A 17,414-nucleotide genomic window follows, 5' to 3' on the forward strand; every position below is an offset into this window, starting at 1 on the left:
AGTTAAGTGTTTTTAGAAACCAACGTTTACACCAAAGTTGAAACTCTTGGTAATTGGGTAGTTACCTACGTCGATACCGAATTGAGTATCGGCGTTGCCACCTACTGATGGATCCAAACCTTCGTATTTGGTGATGGTTATTAAGTTATTGGCAGAAGCAAACACCCGCAGACGGGTGATTTTCAACTTAGCCAACATGGCGCTAGGCAGTGTATAACCGATACCCAGGTTCTGCAAACGTACATAAGCACCATCTTCAACATAGAAAGAGTTCGCTTGAGTGTTGGTACTGAAGTTCGAAGCCGTTTCGAAGATTGGAATGGTTGCACCACGATTGGTTGGAGACCAGGAATCCTTCACCCGTTCTGCAATTGCTGCTCCCTGGAAGGAGGGGAAGAAATCGGTAAACCACTTCGAAGCATTGAAAATCTTGTTGCCGAATACACCGTTGGCGTAAGCAGTGAAGTCAAAGCTTTTGTAAGTCAAGGTCAAGCCGATACCACCCGAAAACTTAGGCACTGGGCTACCCAGGTAAGTACGGTCGTTAACGTCGATTTTGTTGTCGCCATTCAGGTCAGCGTAACGGAAACGGCCAATGCCTTTACCGTCCTGTGCTGGTGCAGAAGCAACTTCTTCAGCAGTCTGGAACAAACCAGTTACTTCGTAACCAAAGAAGGCAGAAATAGACTGACCCAACTGGTTGCGGATTGGCGTAAGACCACGGTAACCAGGGTTAACAGTAGTCAGGTAAGTCAAACCTGGCGCCAGGGAAGAAATTTCGTTCTTCAAAATACCTGCTGTCACGTTCAGTTCGTACTTCAAGTCGCCTACCAGGTTACCACGAGTAATCACCTGGATGTCAACCCCAGCGTTCAACATTTCAGCAATGTTAACGGCAGGAGGAGATGCGTCAACACCGTTGGTAGCAGCAATAGGTACTTGCAACAACAAATCACGGGTTTTCTTGTTCCAAATGTCCAAAATCACGTCCAATTTGCCATTGAAGAAGGTACCATCGAAACCGATGTTCTGGGTAACCGAAGTTTCCCACTTGGCATCAGGGTTACCGATACGCGTCCGGTAGAAACCACCAACTGCACTGGAGTTGGTACCATTGATGTCGTAAGAAGACGCACCGATGCTACCGCCGTACAAACTGAACTGGTTGTTAGGATCTACGTTATTGGAGTTACCCATGATCCCGTAACCACCGCGGATTTTCAAATCGTCGATCCATTTCAGGTTTTCCATGAACTTTTCGGAAGAAATCCGCCAAGCCGCAGAGAAGGCTGGGAACACCCCGTAACGGCTGTTTTCACCAAAACGAGAAGAACCGTCGCGACGCACCAGACCAGTCAGGATGTACTTGTCGTTGAAATTGTAGGCAACGCGACCGAAGTAAGAAGCAAAGTTCACCCCTTTGCCGTAGTTGCTACCTGGAGGGTTGGTCGTTGTGTTAGGCAGGGTAATGAAGTCTGGGTCATTGGAGAATGGGTTCAGACCACTACCGTTGATGCTCCGGAAACGACCGGTATTCAGGGCTTCCTGACCAACCAAGATGTCGATGCCGTGGATCCCAAACTTTTTCTTATAGTTGGCCGTATTGGTAACTACCCATCCAAAGTTGAAACCGCCCCCTTCGTTATAGGAAAAGGCAGAGTTGTTTTCAGAGTTCTCGTATTGGATACCAAAATAGCCAACGTTGTAGAAACTTCCGTAGTTACCACCTAAGCTCGTGCGCAACACCAAACCTGGGATCAGGTCGTACTCGGCATAAATGTTGCCAAAGAAGCTGGTGTTGAAGCCGCGGTTGTCGCGGCCACGGTCGCGGTTGGCAACTGGGTTACGTGGGTTGTTGAAACCTTTGGACGCAGTACCAGCATAACCACCAAACTCATCATACACAGGAATGATAGTTGGCATCCGGAAGGCTTGCAGTACGTCGTTTTCGTCGTCACCAACGCCCAAACCACCGTTATCTCCTTGTTGACCCAAGATCTGACGGTAAGTAAATTGCAGGTTTTCACCAATGCGCAATTTGTTGGTCAGGTTGAACTCAGAGTTGGCACGGAAAGCGTGACGTTTGAATTCGTTGTAAAGCATGATACCCGATTGATCTTGGGTGCTCAAACCAAAGTAGAAGCGGCTGTTTTCACCACCACCGGAGAAACCCAAAGAATGGCGAGTGATCGGTGCAGTACGCGTAACCGCATCGTACCAGTCGGTACCTGCTTTATTGGCTTTTGTAACCTGATAAATACCACCACGAGTTGGGTCAACGTTGTACTTGGCCTTCTCGGCTTCCAGGTTTACGCTACCAATCACCCCGGCATTGCCACCAACGCTGAGGTAGTCAGGAACAACCGGAGCGCTACCGCCCAAACCAATTGTACCAAACTGAGGGTGAGCAAACTTGATACCAGAGTTGGTATACCCTTTTGCAGTCCATTCAGCAAAATCGGTAGGGTTCATCATTGCCAGTCCTTTGCCTGGATCGGTGAAACCGTACAGACCATCATAAGTTACACTCAATTTGCGTGCGCTTTTTGAGCCTTTCTTGGTGGTGTAAACGATTACCCCACTCGCTGCACGAGCACCATAGATTGAAGCCGCCGCAGCGTCTTTCAATACGGTGGTAGACTCGATGTCGCCAGGGTTGAGGAAGTCGGTAGAACCAACTGGAACCCCATCCACGATGTACAACGGCTCGTTGCCGCCGAAGGAACCGAAGCCCCGTACGCGGATTTGACTGGCTGTACCTGGCTGACCGTTGGTCACTACAGTTACCCCAGATACGCGACCAGCCAACTGCTGCTCTACGTTACCAGAAGGAACCAAAACCAGGTCTTTGGCTTTTACTGTGGATACTGCTCCGGTAGCTTCCCGGCGGCTATCCACGGTATAACCCGTTACAATCAATTCTTTAAGTGTAGATACATCTTCTTGCAATGTGATTGCATAGTTGCTCTGAGCATCCAATGCGATTTCAATGGTACGGTAGCCGATGTAGCTGACCACAAGTGCACCTCCGGTGCTTGGGACCTCCATAGAGAAGGATCCGTCTAAATCAGTAACTGCACCAGCGGCAGTACCTTTTAGCAGAACGTTAACTCCAGGTAGGCTTTCGCGATTGGCGTCAGTGATTTTACCACTGATCGTCCGTTGTCCGATTGCTGCGACGGCCGGCAAGCACAGTAGCAAAAACACGACAAGCCTCTGAAGTAGAGCTGAATAGCTGTTTTTCATGAACTAGCAGAATTTAAGATTGGTTAAATAAGAATGTAATTCAAACCAGATTACCCCAGTGTTACTAAGCGTTAATTTCAGAATTATCCATCAAAAATAGTATTTTGGTATAAAATTTGGTGATTTGTTAAAAATATTTATTTAAAGTGCAACAAAACACCGTTTTTCCAAAAACTTGATGGAATCTCCAAAACCCTATCAGATCAACGTTTTAGTACAATCCATCGCGGCTTGGAGATCGGAAAAAATGTAAAAAAAAGTCTTTTCAGAATAATCGATATTTTTTTAGAGTGGACTCAGAATAAAGTAAAAGCCATTTATCTTACGGCGGTAAAAATGGGTAATTCCCAATTTTGGTATTACACACAAGACCTTGCTTAGGCTTAAGAACCCCCGACCCCTAAAGGGGAGTACATTTTACGTTGGCTTAATATTGATTTTAACTTACCTAGAATGTACTCCCCTTTAGGGGTCGGGGGTTCTTAAGCTCAGGTGAAATTTTGCGCGCAATGCCTTACAATAAACTAACAGGCAATGAAATTTTCAGGCATACTTCTTATTCTATTCCTTTTAATCTGGGGCTGCAACAACAACAAAGCAACCCTTTTTGAACAACTATCACCTCAAAAAACCGGGGTGACCTTCACCAATACCATCTCCGACAATGATTCCTTCAACATCCTGACTTACGAGTACATTTATAACGGTGGTGGGGTCGCCATCGCGGATTTTAACCAGGATGGTTTGCAGGACTTGTTTTTTTCGGGCAACCAGGTTGAAAACAAACTCTACTTGAACAAAGGAGACTGGAAGTTTGAAGACATTACCGCCCAGGCGGGGGTAGGAGGGAAGGAGCGTTGGAAATCCGGCGTAGCCATCACCGACCTCAATTACGATGGCCGCATGGATATTTACGTGGCCTGTATGACTTACACCCCGGGCGCACGTCGGGCCAATTTATTTTACGTTAACCAGGGCAATGACACAAACGGTCTTCCCACCTTTAAAGAAATGGCCGCAGAATATGGCATTGCCGATACTGCTTACACGACGGCCTGCGCTTTTTTGGATTACGACAATGATGGCGATCAGGATCTCTACCTAGCAGTCAATCACCAGCGCAAAAAAGGAAACAATAACTTGTCGGCCAATTCATTCCATACCAGAAACGCTGATTCCATCTCCTTCAACCACGATAAATTGTACCGCAACGATTGGGATCCAGTGCGCGAACATGCAGTGTTCACCGATGTGTCTCTAGCTGCAGGCATCAAAGGTGAAGGCTTTGGCCTAGCCATCAACATCACCGACCTCAACCGCGACGGCTGGAAAGACATCTATGTGAGCAATGATTACCTCACCAACGATCACCTCTACATCAACAACCAGGACGGTACCTTCACGGATCGATTGGGAGAATACCTTAAACATACCTCTTACTCCGCCATGGGCAATGAAGTGGTTGACCTTAACAACGATGGGTTGGTCGATATTCTCGCTGTCGACATGATGCCAGAGGATAACTACCGGCGCAAAACCATGTTGCCAGCCAACAATTACAACACCTTCCAGAATTTCGAAGAGTTCAAATATGTGCACCAATATGTGCGCAATACCTTACAACTTAACCAAGGAAATGCTCCGGGAACCAACACACCCGTGTTCAGTGAAATAGCCATGTTCTCCGGAATCAGTTCAACGGATTGGAGCTGGACACCCCTTGCCGCTGATTTTGATCAGGACGGCTATCGCGATTTGATCGTTACCAATGGTTTCCCGAAAGACGTAACCGACCTGGATTTTGGCGAATACAACTCCAATGCCAATACCTATGCCTCACCTGGTTTTTTGAACGACAATATTCCCTCCGTAAAGCTCAAAAACTACGCCTTCCGCAATCGCGGGGATTTGACTTTTGAAAACATGGGTGAAAAATGGGGGATTACGGAAACCTCCTTTTCCAATGGAGCCGCGTATGGAGATTTGGACAATGATGGTGATTTGGATTATGTGGTGAATAACATTAATGATCCGGCGTCGATTTTTCGGAATAATGCCGCCCGCCCCAACGGGTGGTTATCCATACAATTACACGGCGATTCCCTGAACCCCATGGGACTGGGCACCTGGATTGAAATCCAATACGGCGACAAGCAAAAACAGGTTTGGGAACACAGCATTTACCGGGGTTACCTTTCTTCTATGCAAGCTTTGGCCCATTTTGGACTGGGCAAAAATGAGGTAGTGGATAAAGTAATCATTACCTGGCCCAATCAAAAGCAACAAGTACTGACCCAAGTCAAAGCCAATCAGGTACTGGACATCAAGTATCGGGATGCCAAAGTGAATCAATCACCGCCTCCGCCACCGATCCAACCCTGGTTCAACAACGTAACGGCTGCGACCGGAGTGAACTACATGCACACCGAAACGGATTTTATTGATTTTAACCTGCAACCCCTTTTGCCGCATAAACTATCCCAATACGGCCCCGGTCTGGCAGTAGCCGACGTCAATGGCGATCAACTCGATGATTTCTTCGTATCGGCTGGGCACTTCCGCAAAGGGCGCTTCTTTATCCAAAAAACAGATGGCACCTTTCAGGAGCGCGACTTAATGGAAGGGCCGGATGGTCGTGACAAACGGGGCGAAGACTTGGGCGTGTTGTTTTTTGACGCGGACGGGGACGGTGATCAAGATTTGTACTCCGTACGCGGTGGGGTAGAGTTTCCTGCAGATGAACCTTCCTATCAGGATATTTTATACCTTAATAACAATGGTCAATTTAGTCCAGCAAAAGGTGCCTTGCCTGCCTTCCTCAAAAGTGGCTCCTGCGTCAGAGCTGCCGATTATGATCGGGACGGCGACTTGGACCTATTTATCGGTGGGCGTACCCGACACAAAGAATACCCCAAGCCTGTGAGCAGCTACTTGCTGCGCAATGAAAGTAAAGCGGGCAAGCCCAAATTTGTACTGGCGAACGATCAAATCGCTCCTGAATTGAATGACTTAGGCCTGGTTTGTGATGCCTTGTGGACGGATTATGACCAAGATGGTTGGGTGGATCTGATGTTGGCTGGCGAGTGGATGCCGCTTACTTTGTTTAAAAACAAACAGGGCAAATTGAGCAATGCGACCAAGGGTAGTGGTCTGGAAAATTTCCCAGGTTGGTGGAATAGTTTGGTCGGTGCTGATTTTGATGCGGATGGCGACATCGATTACCTAGCTGGTAATCTGGGGTTGAATACCTTGTTCAAAGCCTCTCCCAAGCAGCCGCTAGGAGTGTATGCTGCCGACTTCGATGGCAACCAAGGGTATGATGTAATTCCTTCCGCTTTTTTTTCCAATCAAAAAGGGGCACTGGAAGAATTCCCCTACCACAACCGATTGGACATGGACAAGCAGTTGATTTTGAGCAAGCGAAGCTACCTCATGCACGCTGAGTTTGCCAAAATCAACATGACCCAATATTTGAGCAACTTTCCGACCATCAAACCCTTGCACCTAACCGCTACCAACCTGCAAAGTAGCTTTATCCGCAATATGGGTAAAGGTAAATTTGTAGTGGAAGCCCTACCTGACGCGGCTCAATTGGCCCCGATTTATGGCATGATGACTGGAGATTGGAATGCTGATGGTCATTTGGACGCACTTTGTGTGGGCAACGATTATGGCATGGAAGTAACTACCGGACATTGTGATGCCTTGAACGGATTGTTATTATTGGGTGATGGCAAAGGTGGATTTAGTAAATGTTCCTTGCAACAATCTGGGTTTTATGTGCCTGGAGATGCTAAAAGTTTGGTGCAGTTGAGCAACGCCAAAGGTGAGTTGTACCTGGTAACTGGTCAAAACCGTGGCCCATTACAAGTGTTTACTTCTTTTGCATCAGGTACAAAATTGTTGAACTATACCCAGAACGATGCGCAGGCTGAGGTAAAACTCAATGGCGGAAAAATTTTGTTTTATGAGTTGTACCACGGCGCCGGGTTTTTATCTCAATCTGCTCGGAAAATTGCCATCCCTAAAATCGCAAAGGAAATAACCTATACTGATTTTAGGGGAAAAAAGCGGGTAGTCAAATTTTAATTCAACAGTTAAATCTAAAAGCGTTGACTAAGCTCAATACCTTTTCAATTGTAGTATTTGTTGGTTTTCTTTTGTTGGTTTGGACAAATACGGCCTGTGATCAAAAAGAACAGGACCAAAAACTGGCAGAACTGTACTGTGGTGCCTGTCATATTTTCCCCAAACCGAATTTACTGGACAAAAAAGGCTGGGAAAAAGGTGTTTTGCCACAAATGGCGATCCGAATGGGGATAGCTGATCCAGATTTCAATGAGCTAAACCAAGAAGAATACCAAACCATTCTTGAAAAAGGCGGCTTACCGCTAAAGCCGATGATCAGTAAAAAAGATTGGGGCAAGATAGTGGCCTATTACCTCAAAAATGCTCCTGAAAACATACCCGCTCAGCAGGGCGCTTTGCCGATCTCAGTCGATACTCAACTGTTTAAGCCGCAGATCATATGGCAATCCCCGGGGGAAAGACCCAATTTTTCCTTGTTAAAATACTTGCCTGAGCAAAAAACCTTGGTTGCTGGGCAGCGGGAAGGGAAAGTGTATTTGTTTAAAGGTCCTAAGCAGGTGCTTCAGGATTCTTTGTTCACGCCATCCGCTGCCAGCGATGTCCACACCGCTCAAAATGGCCAGCTCCAATTGTTGCTGATGGGGAAAATGGATCCCAATGATGCTTACTCCGGGGCTTTACTCGAAATTGGGAAAAAAGCAGGGCGTTGGGAAGTCATGCGAAGTATAGTAAATTCACTGAATCGCCCTGTACAGTTTGCTCCGTTTGATCAAAGTAAGAATGGCGAAGAAGCCTTTGCAATCAGTGAATTTGGGCATTATACGGGAGGTTTGAGTTGGCACGAAAGAACAGCTGATGGGAAAAGTAAAGTCTACCAACTTTTTAATGGACCGGGTGCTCGGATTGCCCATGTGGTTGATTTAGACCAGGATGGCAAACAGGATATTGTGGCACTGCTCAGCCAGGGAGATGAAAAGATTATTTGGTTTAAAAACCTGGGAAAAGGGGTATTCGATCCACGGCTACTTGCCCGTTTTTCACCCATTTATGGATCTAGTTATTTGGACATCAAAGACATCAATCAGGATGGAAAACTAGACCTCATCCATTCGGCGGGAGACAATTATGATTACAGTTATGCCTTGAAAAAATACCACGGTATTCGCATTTTGCTGAACCAGGGGAACCAATATTTTGTAGAAAAGAAATTTTTGCCGCTTCATGGAGCAGGTAAAGTATTGGTTGAGGACTTTGATCAGGATGGCAAACCTGATTTGGCTTGTACCGCTTATTTTCCCGACTATACACAAAAGCCTTTGGCTGGTTTTGTGTTGTACAAAAATAAGGGAAACCTGAATTTTAGTGCCCACTCTTTCCCCATGGCTGATGCCGCTAATTGGTTGCTGATGGACAAAGGAGATGTGGACCAAGATGGCGACTGCGACATTCTGCTGGGGGCTTGCAGCATCAATAATACGGTGCCCAAACCACTGCGCCAAACCTGGAATCAACAAGGGATCGGCGTCTTACTCTTCAGAAACCAGCTCAAGTAACCAAAATCGCGCAGCTTTTCCTGTTTTTTCCCAACACGTTCCTTATCTTTGGCCCATTCTTTTTAATAAACAAACAATTAACACACAAACTGCTATCAATTTAAGTTATGGCAAATAACCTTTCCCTGCGGGCTGCCGACAACATTCGTATCCTGTCGGCGGCGATGGTAGAAAAAGCACAATCTGGTCACCCTGGTGGCCCCATGGGTGGTGCTGATTTTACCCATGTGCTTTATTCCGAGTTTTTGGAATACGATCCAAGTGACATGCATTGGCCGCTGCGCGACCGATTTTTTCTCGACCCAGGCCACATGTCAGCCATGTTGTACGGGCAACAAGCCTTATTGGGCAATTATACCTTGGAAGAAATCAGCAATTTTCGCCAATGGGGCAGCCCAACTCCAGGACACCCCGAAGTCGACGTTGAACGGGGTATTGAAAACACTTCCGGTCCGCTGGGCTTAGGCCACACTTTTGGCATTGGCGCGGCTATTGCCGAGCGCTTTTTGGCTCAACGTTTTGGCGAAGAAGTTGCGCACAAAACTTACATCTACATCTCCGACGGCGGGGTGCAAGAGGAAATTTCGCAAGGTGCTGGCCGGATTGCCGGTTTTTTGGGCCTGGGCAATATTGTGATGTTTTACGACGCCAACGACATTCAGCTTTCTACGGAGGTTGATGCGGTGACCAATGAAGATACCGCTAAAAAATACGAAGCCTGGCATTGGCATGTACAAACTGTAGTTGGCAATGACCACGATGCGATTCGAGCTGCCATCAAAGCAGCCCTTGCCGAAACCGATCGCCCTTCCTTGATCATCGGCAAAACCATCATGGGCAAAGGGGTAAAAAAAGAAGATGGTTCGGCTTTTGAAGGCGAAGTGGAATTGCATGGTAAACCACTGGGGCAATCCAAAGCTTCTTATACCAAAACCATCGAAGGTTTGGGCGGCGACCCCAGCAATCCTTTCCAGATTTTCCCCGATGTAGTAGAATACTATGCGGGTATTTTGGACCAAAAACGCAAGGCTGCCGCAGCGCGCAAAGCCAATTTTGCGAGCTGGGAACAAGCCAACCCGGTACAAGCAGCTAAATTTTCTACGTGGTTGAGTGGCAAACTGCCCGAAATCAACTGGGGTGAAATTGTCCAAAAAGAAAACGATGCCACCCGCAATGCTTCCGGCAATGTATTGGCTTACCTGGCTGGAAAAGTAGAAAACCTCATTGTGGCTTCAGCCGACTTGAGCAATTCGGACAAAACGGATAGTTTTTTGAAAAAGACCCATGCCTTCACCAAAGGTGATTTTTCGGGCTCCTTCCTGCAAGCGGGGGTGGCTGAGTTGACCATGTCCGCTTTGTCGATTGGGATGTCACTTCACGGTGGAGTAATTCCGGTATGTGCTACATTTTTTGCCTTTTCCGATTACATGAAGCCCGCCATACGGGTAGCAGCCTTGATGGAAAAGCAGGTGATTTTTGTATGGACCCACGATGCTTTCCGGGTAGGGGAGGATGGCCCTACGCACCAGCCAGTCGAGCAGGAAGCGCAGTTGCGTTTGTTGGAGCAGTTGAAGAACCACTCGGGCAAAAATGGCATTTTGGCGCTGCGCCCAGCCGATAGCCACGAAACCACCATTTGCTGGAAATTGGCCTTGGAAAATCAGCATTCACCTTCCGGCTTGATCCTGTCTCGTCAAAACATCAACGATTTGCCCGCAGCATCCAGCCGATTCGCGGAGGCTAGTCAGGCTGAACGGGGTGCGTACATCGTGCAAAATTGTGTGGGTACACCGGATGTGATTTTAGTTGCCAATGGCTCCGAAGTAGCTACTTTGGTTGCCGGGGCTAAAAAATTGAGCGAAGAGAAAGGTTTGAAGATACGGATTGTGTCCGCGCCGTCCGAAGGCTTATTCCGTACCCAATCGGTAGATTATCAAGAAACAGTATTGCCATCAAATGTGCCTACTTTTGGTCTTACTGCTGGACTACCCGTTACCATGCGTGGCTTGGTCGGAAGCCGCGGCAAGGTTTGGGGTTTGAACCATTTTGGGTATTCGGCGCCTTACAAGGTGTTGGATGAAAAATTTGGCTTTACTCCAGATAACGTCTTCCAACAGGTAGTAGAAATGTTGTAATTACAACTTACCAGAATAAAAAAGAGGCTTCTCCACGATCATGCGGAGAAGCCTCTTCTTGTTTTATGCGTTCTTTTGCTTAGGTTTTACCGCTTACCTCCTCCAGCAATTGCCGCTTCAATATTTTTAATGGTCGTCTTGATGTCCTCATTCACAGGATCCAGGACTTCCATCTTTTTGAAGTATTCGAGGGCCTTGGTTAGGTCCGGCGTTTCGATGTGGTTCACGTAGTACTCACCCAAGTAAGCATAAGCAGCAATGACGTTTGTTTTGGTCCGCTGGTCTGCTTTATCGAGGGTAGGTTCGGTCAACTCAAGGAATTTTTCGTAGAATGGCTTGGCCATTGATTTTTTGTCAGCAGTATCCAAGGCAGTATTGATCCGCGCACGCGTATACCAACCAGCAGCATAAGTTGGGTTCATCTCGTTCACCTTGCGGTAAGCAGAGTCAGCCAATGCGTAGTTCTTCATTACCATGTGGCTGTTGCCAATGAAGAAGTAATCTTGATTGGTTGGTGCTACTTTCTGAATCTTTTGATTGTAGTACTCCAATGCCTTATCATAGTCCTTACCATCGTAGTACATTCTACCGACCATATCGTAAACCTCGGTACGGGCACTATCCATCTCTACTACTTTCATGTAGTTCATGGCGGCAACATCTTTTTCGCCCAATTTGGCCGCTGCCTTGGCGTAGTACTCGTAGTCAGAAGCATACTTCTTACGGTTCACTTCTTTTTCAAAGAACATTTTTGAAGCATCAAAAGACTCCTGGAAACTGCCTTTTTCGTAATGCGCCCAAGCCAAATAGCGGTACATTTCACCACGAGCCTGGTCTTGTTGCATTACCATTTTTGCCTCAGGAATGGCCCGATCGTAGTCTTTTGCCAATACAGTCAAGAAACGCACCAAACGGGCTCGTGCGTCAATATCCGTGCCCACCAATTCTACATACTTGGACAACAGTGGGGTACCTTTGGTATACAATCCATTGTTGAAGTAGATCTCATACAAATCCTTGTAGGCAGGTGGATAACTGGGGAATTTCGCAACGATTTCTTCCAGGTTCTTCTGCGCTACATCCGGAATCCCGCTTTTTAAGTAGGTACGCGCGATTTTCATCAGGATTTCTGGATTCTGCTTGTCCTTTTCCGATGCAAAAGTATAGTTGGTTTGTGCTTCGCCAATTTTATCAGCAGCAACCTGAGCATCACCCAACAACATGAAATAACGTGGATTTTTGGTATCGTTGTCACGAGCCAAAGTGAAATTTTCCAACGCTTTATTGATGTTTGGTTTTTGACTGGTCAAATAGGCACTACCGATTAGCGCGTAAGCTTCGGCAGGTTTTTTCTTGACAACGCGCAAAGCACGACCAAAGGATTTTTCAGCATCCTGGCCCAGGCCTTTGTCCAAGGCGATTTTACCAACACCGATGTGGGGTGCTGGAGCGTCTGGTGCTAAAGCTAAACCTTTACTGTACCAAAAAGCAGCGGAGTCCAGTGCTTCATCGTAGTAAAAGGTTTCGCCCAGATAGTAGTAGCCATCACCATTGGTTGGCTCATTTTTGATCAATTCTCTGGCCATTTTGCGGGCACCGGAGATGTTTTCATCAGACATCATCTTTTGGATTTCCGCTACGGTTTGCGCAAATGCTCCTTGCGAAACCAAAATGAATACAGACCACAACACAAGTTTCTTCATTGCCGATGAATTTTGAATGGTTAGCACTTACTTGTCTATTTTTCAAGTTTAAAAGGTTCCGAAGTCAGTTGGATGTTGTACTCCAGTTTGTAGTAAGGAGGAACACCCGCCTTTTGAATGATGCGTTGTCCCACGTCACTCGCTATGAATGATGCAAAACCTGTGCCTAAACCTGAACGACCTTCCCGCGTGATGATGAAAATGTCCCGACGAAAGGGATACAATTTGTCAATCATGTTCGCAGCGTAAGGTTTGTAGGGCTTAGTGGCATTTTCTCCTTCACAAACGGATACAGCCATCAACTTCGCCTCCGACCGTAGTTTTTTACCCAATGGATCGTCGTAATCGCTGATCCAACTGTAGCCAATGATTCCCAATGCTCCGGGATGTTGTGCTACGTATTCTACTACAGAAGGATTATCTTTTAGGGCATAGGCGTTAGCGGGTAGTTTTTTGAGTTTGATCATATCCATAACGAATTGAACCGTACTGGAATTTTGATTGTCAAACACCAAGGTGATTTTCCCACTCTTATTATTGAGACTCAATTGATCCCAGGATGTAACGTCCCCTTTCAGGACTTTAAGAATACTTTCACACGTTAGTGCCGTATCCGGGTTATTGAGGTTCACCATAAAAGCTACCGCATCGGTAGCAATTTGGGTGGTAATAGGTCTAGAATCGACTTTTTTCAAATAAGCTATCTCTTCAGGGCTCAGCGGTCGGGCACTGATCACAGTGCGCGCAGTGTCTTTGAGGAATTCGTTCATGGCCTGGATTCCAGGCAGGTATTTTATGTCGAGAGAAGCACGGTTGTAGGTATGCTCAAACATGTCTTCTTCGGCAATAACCAGGGGATAGAGGGTTTCGTCGGCCAGCATGCGGAGTTTACCAAAAGTGGCACCATCCTCTGGCGTACTGTCCTTGTTGCTACATCCCGTAGAAACAAATAAAGCAAGTATAACAATAACGAACCAACGCATAGGTAATGATTTCACGATGACCATGATTTAAAGGCTGAAAAATCAATCATCATCTTTTTCCTCTGATTGTTTGGATGCAAAAAATTGCCTTGCAATGCGAAAAACGCCATACGCCAGGAAGAGAACCCCAAGTAGGGTGTTCACAGCAATAGGACTAATAGGTTTTATTTTGAGGACAAACACGCCGGCGAGAATATAGGCTAGTCCAAACAATGATAAAAAAGCAATACGAAGGAGATTCATTTTAGTTGAAGGGTTGAAAAGTTGAAGGGTTGAAAAGTTAGAGTTGAAGAGTTGTTTTACTCTTCAACTCTTCAACCTTAAACTTTTCAACTCCTTAGACTTACTCGAGTTTGAAGCGGATTGGCAAGTTAAACTGAACCCGAACTGGTTGTCCGCGTTGTTTACCTGGTTGCCACTTAGGCATGCTGCGTACTACGCGCAATGCTTCTTCGTCGCAACCTGCACCAATACCTTTGACTACGTTCGCAGCAGCAATAGAACCATCTCGTTCTACTACGAATTGCACAACGACCATCCCCTCTACACCGTTTTCCTTCGCAATGGTTGGATATTCGATGTTTTGAGCAAGGTAACGGAGCAATGCAGCTTGACCATCAGGAAAAGAAGGCATTTGTTCAACCACCTTGAATACCTCTTGGGTAGGTTTGGGTGGTTCTACCTCTTTTATAATTTCTGGTGGCGCTTCTTCGATAGGTTCATCACCAAGGCCAGCTACAACACCGTCGTCGCTACCTTCTTGCGTTTTGGTGCTGATCTCCACGTCCTTCATTTCTTCGACGGTTGGTGGTGGAACTTCTTCAACCACTTCTTCATCTTTTTTAACCACCGGGATGGTAAAAGCGATGGTTGGGCGTGCAGGCGGCGGCTCCACCGGTGGTGGTGGTGGTGGCGGTTCCTGCTTCGGATCGACAGATGGCGGCTCCGACAGGGTTACCTCGACGTTCAAAGTCTCGTCTTCGGCTACTTTGTCGCGAATGAACGATACAATACCAGGAAGAGCAGCTGCAAAAGCTAGCAAGAGAATGGCTAGGATCGTACCGCGGGTCATACGTTTGTAGTATGCTTTGCGCAGTTGATAGGCACCATATTCTTTGTTCCGATACTGAAAAATCAGATCATCCAAGTCCGCCTTCATGAAGTCTCCGACAAACCCGGTTTTGGATACATCGTTCGTATTCATGAGGAATCATTTTAAATGGTTATTTAAGCTTCAGGGAGTTGAATCCCTTGATTGGGCGCAAACGGTTGCCAGAACCTAACGCAATCAATGAATCAATAGAATTGAAATCATCAATGATTGCATAACGTTTAACACCCGTGATTGCCATTTCATCCAGTACATCTACCATGTTCCGGTATTTGGATTCTGGTAGTGGTTTGATCATGACAAACAGTTCGTCTTTGTTGCCCCACTGTTCTTGTACTGCTTTTTGACGATCTTTGATCATCGAGCGCAACCCAGTGCGAGAGAACGTAACACTGTCAACTTTTACCCCAGTAGCGTCATCGGCACCAACATAGCAGTACACCATGTCGCGTTTGCCAAGAACGATTGCGTAAGTTTTTGATTGCTTGATCGGCGCTTCTTCAACCTCTTGATCGTCTTCCTTTGCTGGTTTGTTTACTTCCATCGCCTTAGGCTTACTGAAAGTAGTTGCCAACATGAAAAACGTAATCAGAAGAAACCCCAAGTCAACCATCGCAGTCAAATCCACACGGGTTGACTGCTTTTTAGATCGCGATTTTTTGCCTTTCCCCCCCTTATCGGGGATGTTCATTTCTGCCATGGCTGTAGCGCTTTTATGGACTTAGAATAGGGTTACCTTCGATTATTCCTTTGCAGTGCTGGCTTCACCAGAACCACGTGCAGAGGTAATCAAGTTAAATTTGTTGACCTTTTTTTGCTGAAGCTGTGCGATTACTTCATTCACAGCCTCATAGTCAGCTTCTTTGTCTGCCTTGATGGCAATCTTCATTATTTCACTGGGTGGACGACCCTCGGCAACGCGAATTTCTTCATTGGACAGGCGAATCAATTGCACCAAATCCATAAATTCACTTTGTTTGGGTGGAATCACTTCCAGTGAAATTCCCGCTTGTTTCGATCGGGAACGATCATCATTCGACATTGAAAGCAACTTTGGCAACTGCGACATGGGTACACCAAAAGCGTCAAGCAAACGGAACGCATTGGTTTGCGCTGGGGTCAAATTTAAGGAATAACGTTCCTTAAGTTTTTCCAGTAGGCGCAACCGGGTATTTTGGTCGTCAACCCCCATAAATACCTGCCCATCTTTATTGACTTGGATGAGCAAGATATTTCTTTCCGGCAACTTCGTTTGGGCAGTTGATGCAGGGATGTTGATTTCAGCAACCTCATTGGGACGGAACTTCGTAGTCAAAATGAAGAACGTCAACAAGAGGAATGCTACGTCGCACATCGCCGTCATGTCAATTGTCGTGCTTTTCCGAGCAACTTTGATTTTGGCCATAATACTTCTTTTTAAAAGAGCACTACCTACCTAGATGCAGGCTTTCTGCAAAGTGGTGTGTGGCAGTGCAATTTTTTTAAAAAAAATTACTTGTGCTTAGCAGCAAAAGTTTGAGCAATGCTGAAGCCGGCCTCATCGATCGCGTAGGTCATACCATCGATACGGGTAGTAAAGAAGTTGTAGAAAATAATCGCAAAGGCTGAAGTACCGATACCCAAGGCAGTGTTGATCAAGGCTTCAGAGATACCTGAAGACAATGCAACTGCATCAGGAGCACCGGCAGTCGCCAAAGCGGAGAAGGCCTTGATCATACCAATAACCGTACCCAACAGACCCAACAGCGTTGCGATCGAAGAGATGGTTGCCAGGATTACCAGGTTTCTTTCCAACATGGGCAATTCCAAAGAAGTCGCTTCTTCAATTTCTTTGGTGATGGCCAAAACTTTTTGGTCGCGGTCTAAAGCTTCAGTTGTAATCGCCATTTCCTGGTATTTCTCCAAGCCGGCTTTAACAACATTGGCTACTGAGCCTCTTTGCTTGTCACATTCAGCGATAGCACTTGAAACATTGTCGCCAGAAAGGAAAGACTGTACCTTTTTAACAAAGTTAGGAATAGAGCCTTTGCCACTAGCAGCAGTGATGGTCAGGATGCGCTCCACGAACACAGCCATTACCAGCAAAAAGTTGGCCATCAGAATGGGTACCATGGTTCCCCCTTTGTACATCATACCGAAGTAGTTGTTTGGCTTTGGGTGACCTTTTGGGTTTCCATTCTCAAAGTTGTCAGGATTACCCAACACAAATTGAAACAACAAGTAGGCTACAACCAACAAGATCGGGATAAGCAGATAAGCGAAAATGCGGCTGAATTGTCCAGACTCAGCTTTTTTAGCTGTACTAACAGCTGGTTTTGTCAATTTACTCATGGCTAATCAGGATTTTAGAAAAAAATTATTTTTTAGTTAACAAATGTTTTACCAAAAGGAAACGTGGGAAGGAAGTGTTCGCAGCCGTGAAGATAAACAAAAGATAATTCTTTGCAAGTATAAAATTTCCCGGAAAATATGGCTTTGCACAGCTTATGACAATAATAAAGAGGTGACAACGTAGACTAAAACACAACAAGTGGTATAATTTGATGGGTAATATTTTGATAGTGTTGAAAATACAATAAGAAAGGGGCAAAATG

The 17,414-nt window shown here is 46.1% G+C and carries 11 protein-coding genes; 3 read left to right on the top strand and 8 right to left on the bottom strand.

The features are described from left to right. Positions 1 to 12: 12 nt before the first annotated feature. Entirely contained in the window at positions 13 to 3,246 is a 3,234-nt protein-coding gene (locus tag ACEW9O_RS18765) for a SusC/RagA family TonB-linked outer membrane protein (protein WP_373551724.1), read from the bottom strand. Between the two features lie 534 nt (positions 3,247 to 3,780). On the opposite strand from ACEW9O_RS18765, the gene ACEW9O_RS18770 reads away from it, so the two are divergent. The 3 genes from ACEW9O_RS18770 (at position 3,781) to ACEW9O_RS18780 (ending at position 11,023) form a co-directional block, all read left to right on the top strand. Continuing rightward, a complete protein-coding gene (locus ACEW9O_RS18770; RefSeq protein WP_373551725.1) occupies positions 3,781 to 7,335 on the top strand; it encodes a VCBS repeat-containing protein in 3,555 nt (1,184 codons plus the stop codon). A 23-nt stretch (positions 7,336 to 7,358) separates the two neighbouring features. Beyond that, complete coding sequence (locus ACEW9O_RS18775) at positions 7,359 to 8,888, top strand: FG-GAP repeat domain-containing protein (RefSeq protein WP_373551726.1); 1,530 nt, start codon at positions 7,359 to 7,361, stop codon at positions 8,886 to 8,888. A gap of 107 nt (positions 8,889 to 8,995) precedes the next feature. Then, the gene (locus ACEW9O_RS18780) at positions 8,996 to 11,023 is read left to right on the top strand and encodes a transketolase family protein (RefSeq protein ID WP_373551727.1); all 2,028 of its coding nucleotides are present in this window, start codon (positions 8,996 to 8,998) and stop codon (positions 11,021 to 11,023) included. Between the two features lie 86 nt (positions 11,024 to 11,109). On the opposite strand, the gene ACEW9O_RS18785 is transcribed toward ACEW9O_RS18780, so the two are convergent. The 7 genes from ACEW9O_RS18785 to ACEW9O_RS18815 all read right to left on the bottom strand — a co-directional run bounded on the left by ACEW9O_RS18785 (position 11,110) and on the right by ACEW9O_RS18815 (position 17,151). Then, positions 11,110 to 12,726: a tetratricopeptide repeat protein gene (locus ACEW9O_RS18785; protein ID WP_373551728.1), complete on the bottom strand. Its 1,617-nt coding sequence runs from the start codon at positions 12,724 to 12,726 to the stop codon at positions 11,110 to 11,112. A 35-nt stretch (positions 12,727 to 12,761) separates the two neighbouring features. Next, a complete protein-coding gene (locus ACEW9O_RS18790; RefSeq protein WP_373551729.1) occupies positions 12,762 to 13,724 on the bottom strand; it encodes a PstS family phosphate ABC transporter substrate-binding protein in 963 nt (320 codons plus the stop codon). A gap of 27 nt (positions 13,725 to 13,751) precedes the next feature. Beyond that, on the bottom strand, positions 13,752 to 13,952 hold the full coding sequence (locus tag ACEW9O_RS18795) for a DUF308 domain-containing protein (protein ID WP_373551730.1): 201 nt from the start codon (positions 13,950 to 13,952) through the stop codon (positions 13,752 to 13,754). A 100-nt stretch (positions 13,953 to 14,052) separates the two neighbouring features. Next, the gene (locus ACEW9O_RS18800) at positions 14,053 to 14,913 is read right to left on the bottom strand and encodes an energy transducer TonB (protein WP_373551731.1); all 861 of its coding nucleotides are present in this window, start codon (positions 14,911 to 14,913) and stop codon (positions 14,053 to 14,055) included. 19 nt (positions 14,914 to 14,932) lie between these two features. Next, complete coding sequence (locus ACEW9O_RS18805; RefSeq protein WP_373551732.1) at positions 14,933 to 15,520, bottom strand: ExbD/TolR family protein; 588 nt, start codon at positions 15,518 to 15,520, stop codon at positions 14,933 to 14,935. Positions 15,521 to 15,562: 42 nt separating this feature from the next. After that, entirely contained in the window at positions 15,563 to 16,225 is a 663-nt protein-coding gene (locus tag ACEW9O_RS18810) for an ExbD/TolR family protein (protein ID WP_373551733.1), read from the bottom strand. 86 nt (positions 16,226 to 16,311) lie between these two features. Next, positions 16,312 to 17,151 carry a MotA/TolQ/ExbB proton channel family protein gene (locus ACEW9O_RS18815; protein ID WP_373551734.1) on the bottom strand — a complete coding sequence of 280 codons (840 nt, stop codon included), beginning with the start codon at positions 17,149 to 17,151 and terminating at the stop codon, positions 16,312 to 16,314. Between the last annotated feature and the right edge of the window lie 263 nt (positions 17,152 to 17,414).

The sequence above is a fragment of the Haliscomenobacter sp. genome (assembly GCF_041740695.1).
Lineage (GTDB): Bacteria > Bacteroidota > Bacteroidia > Chitinophagales > Saprospiraceae > Haliscomenobacter.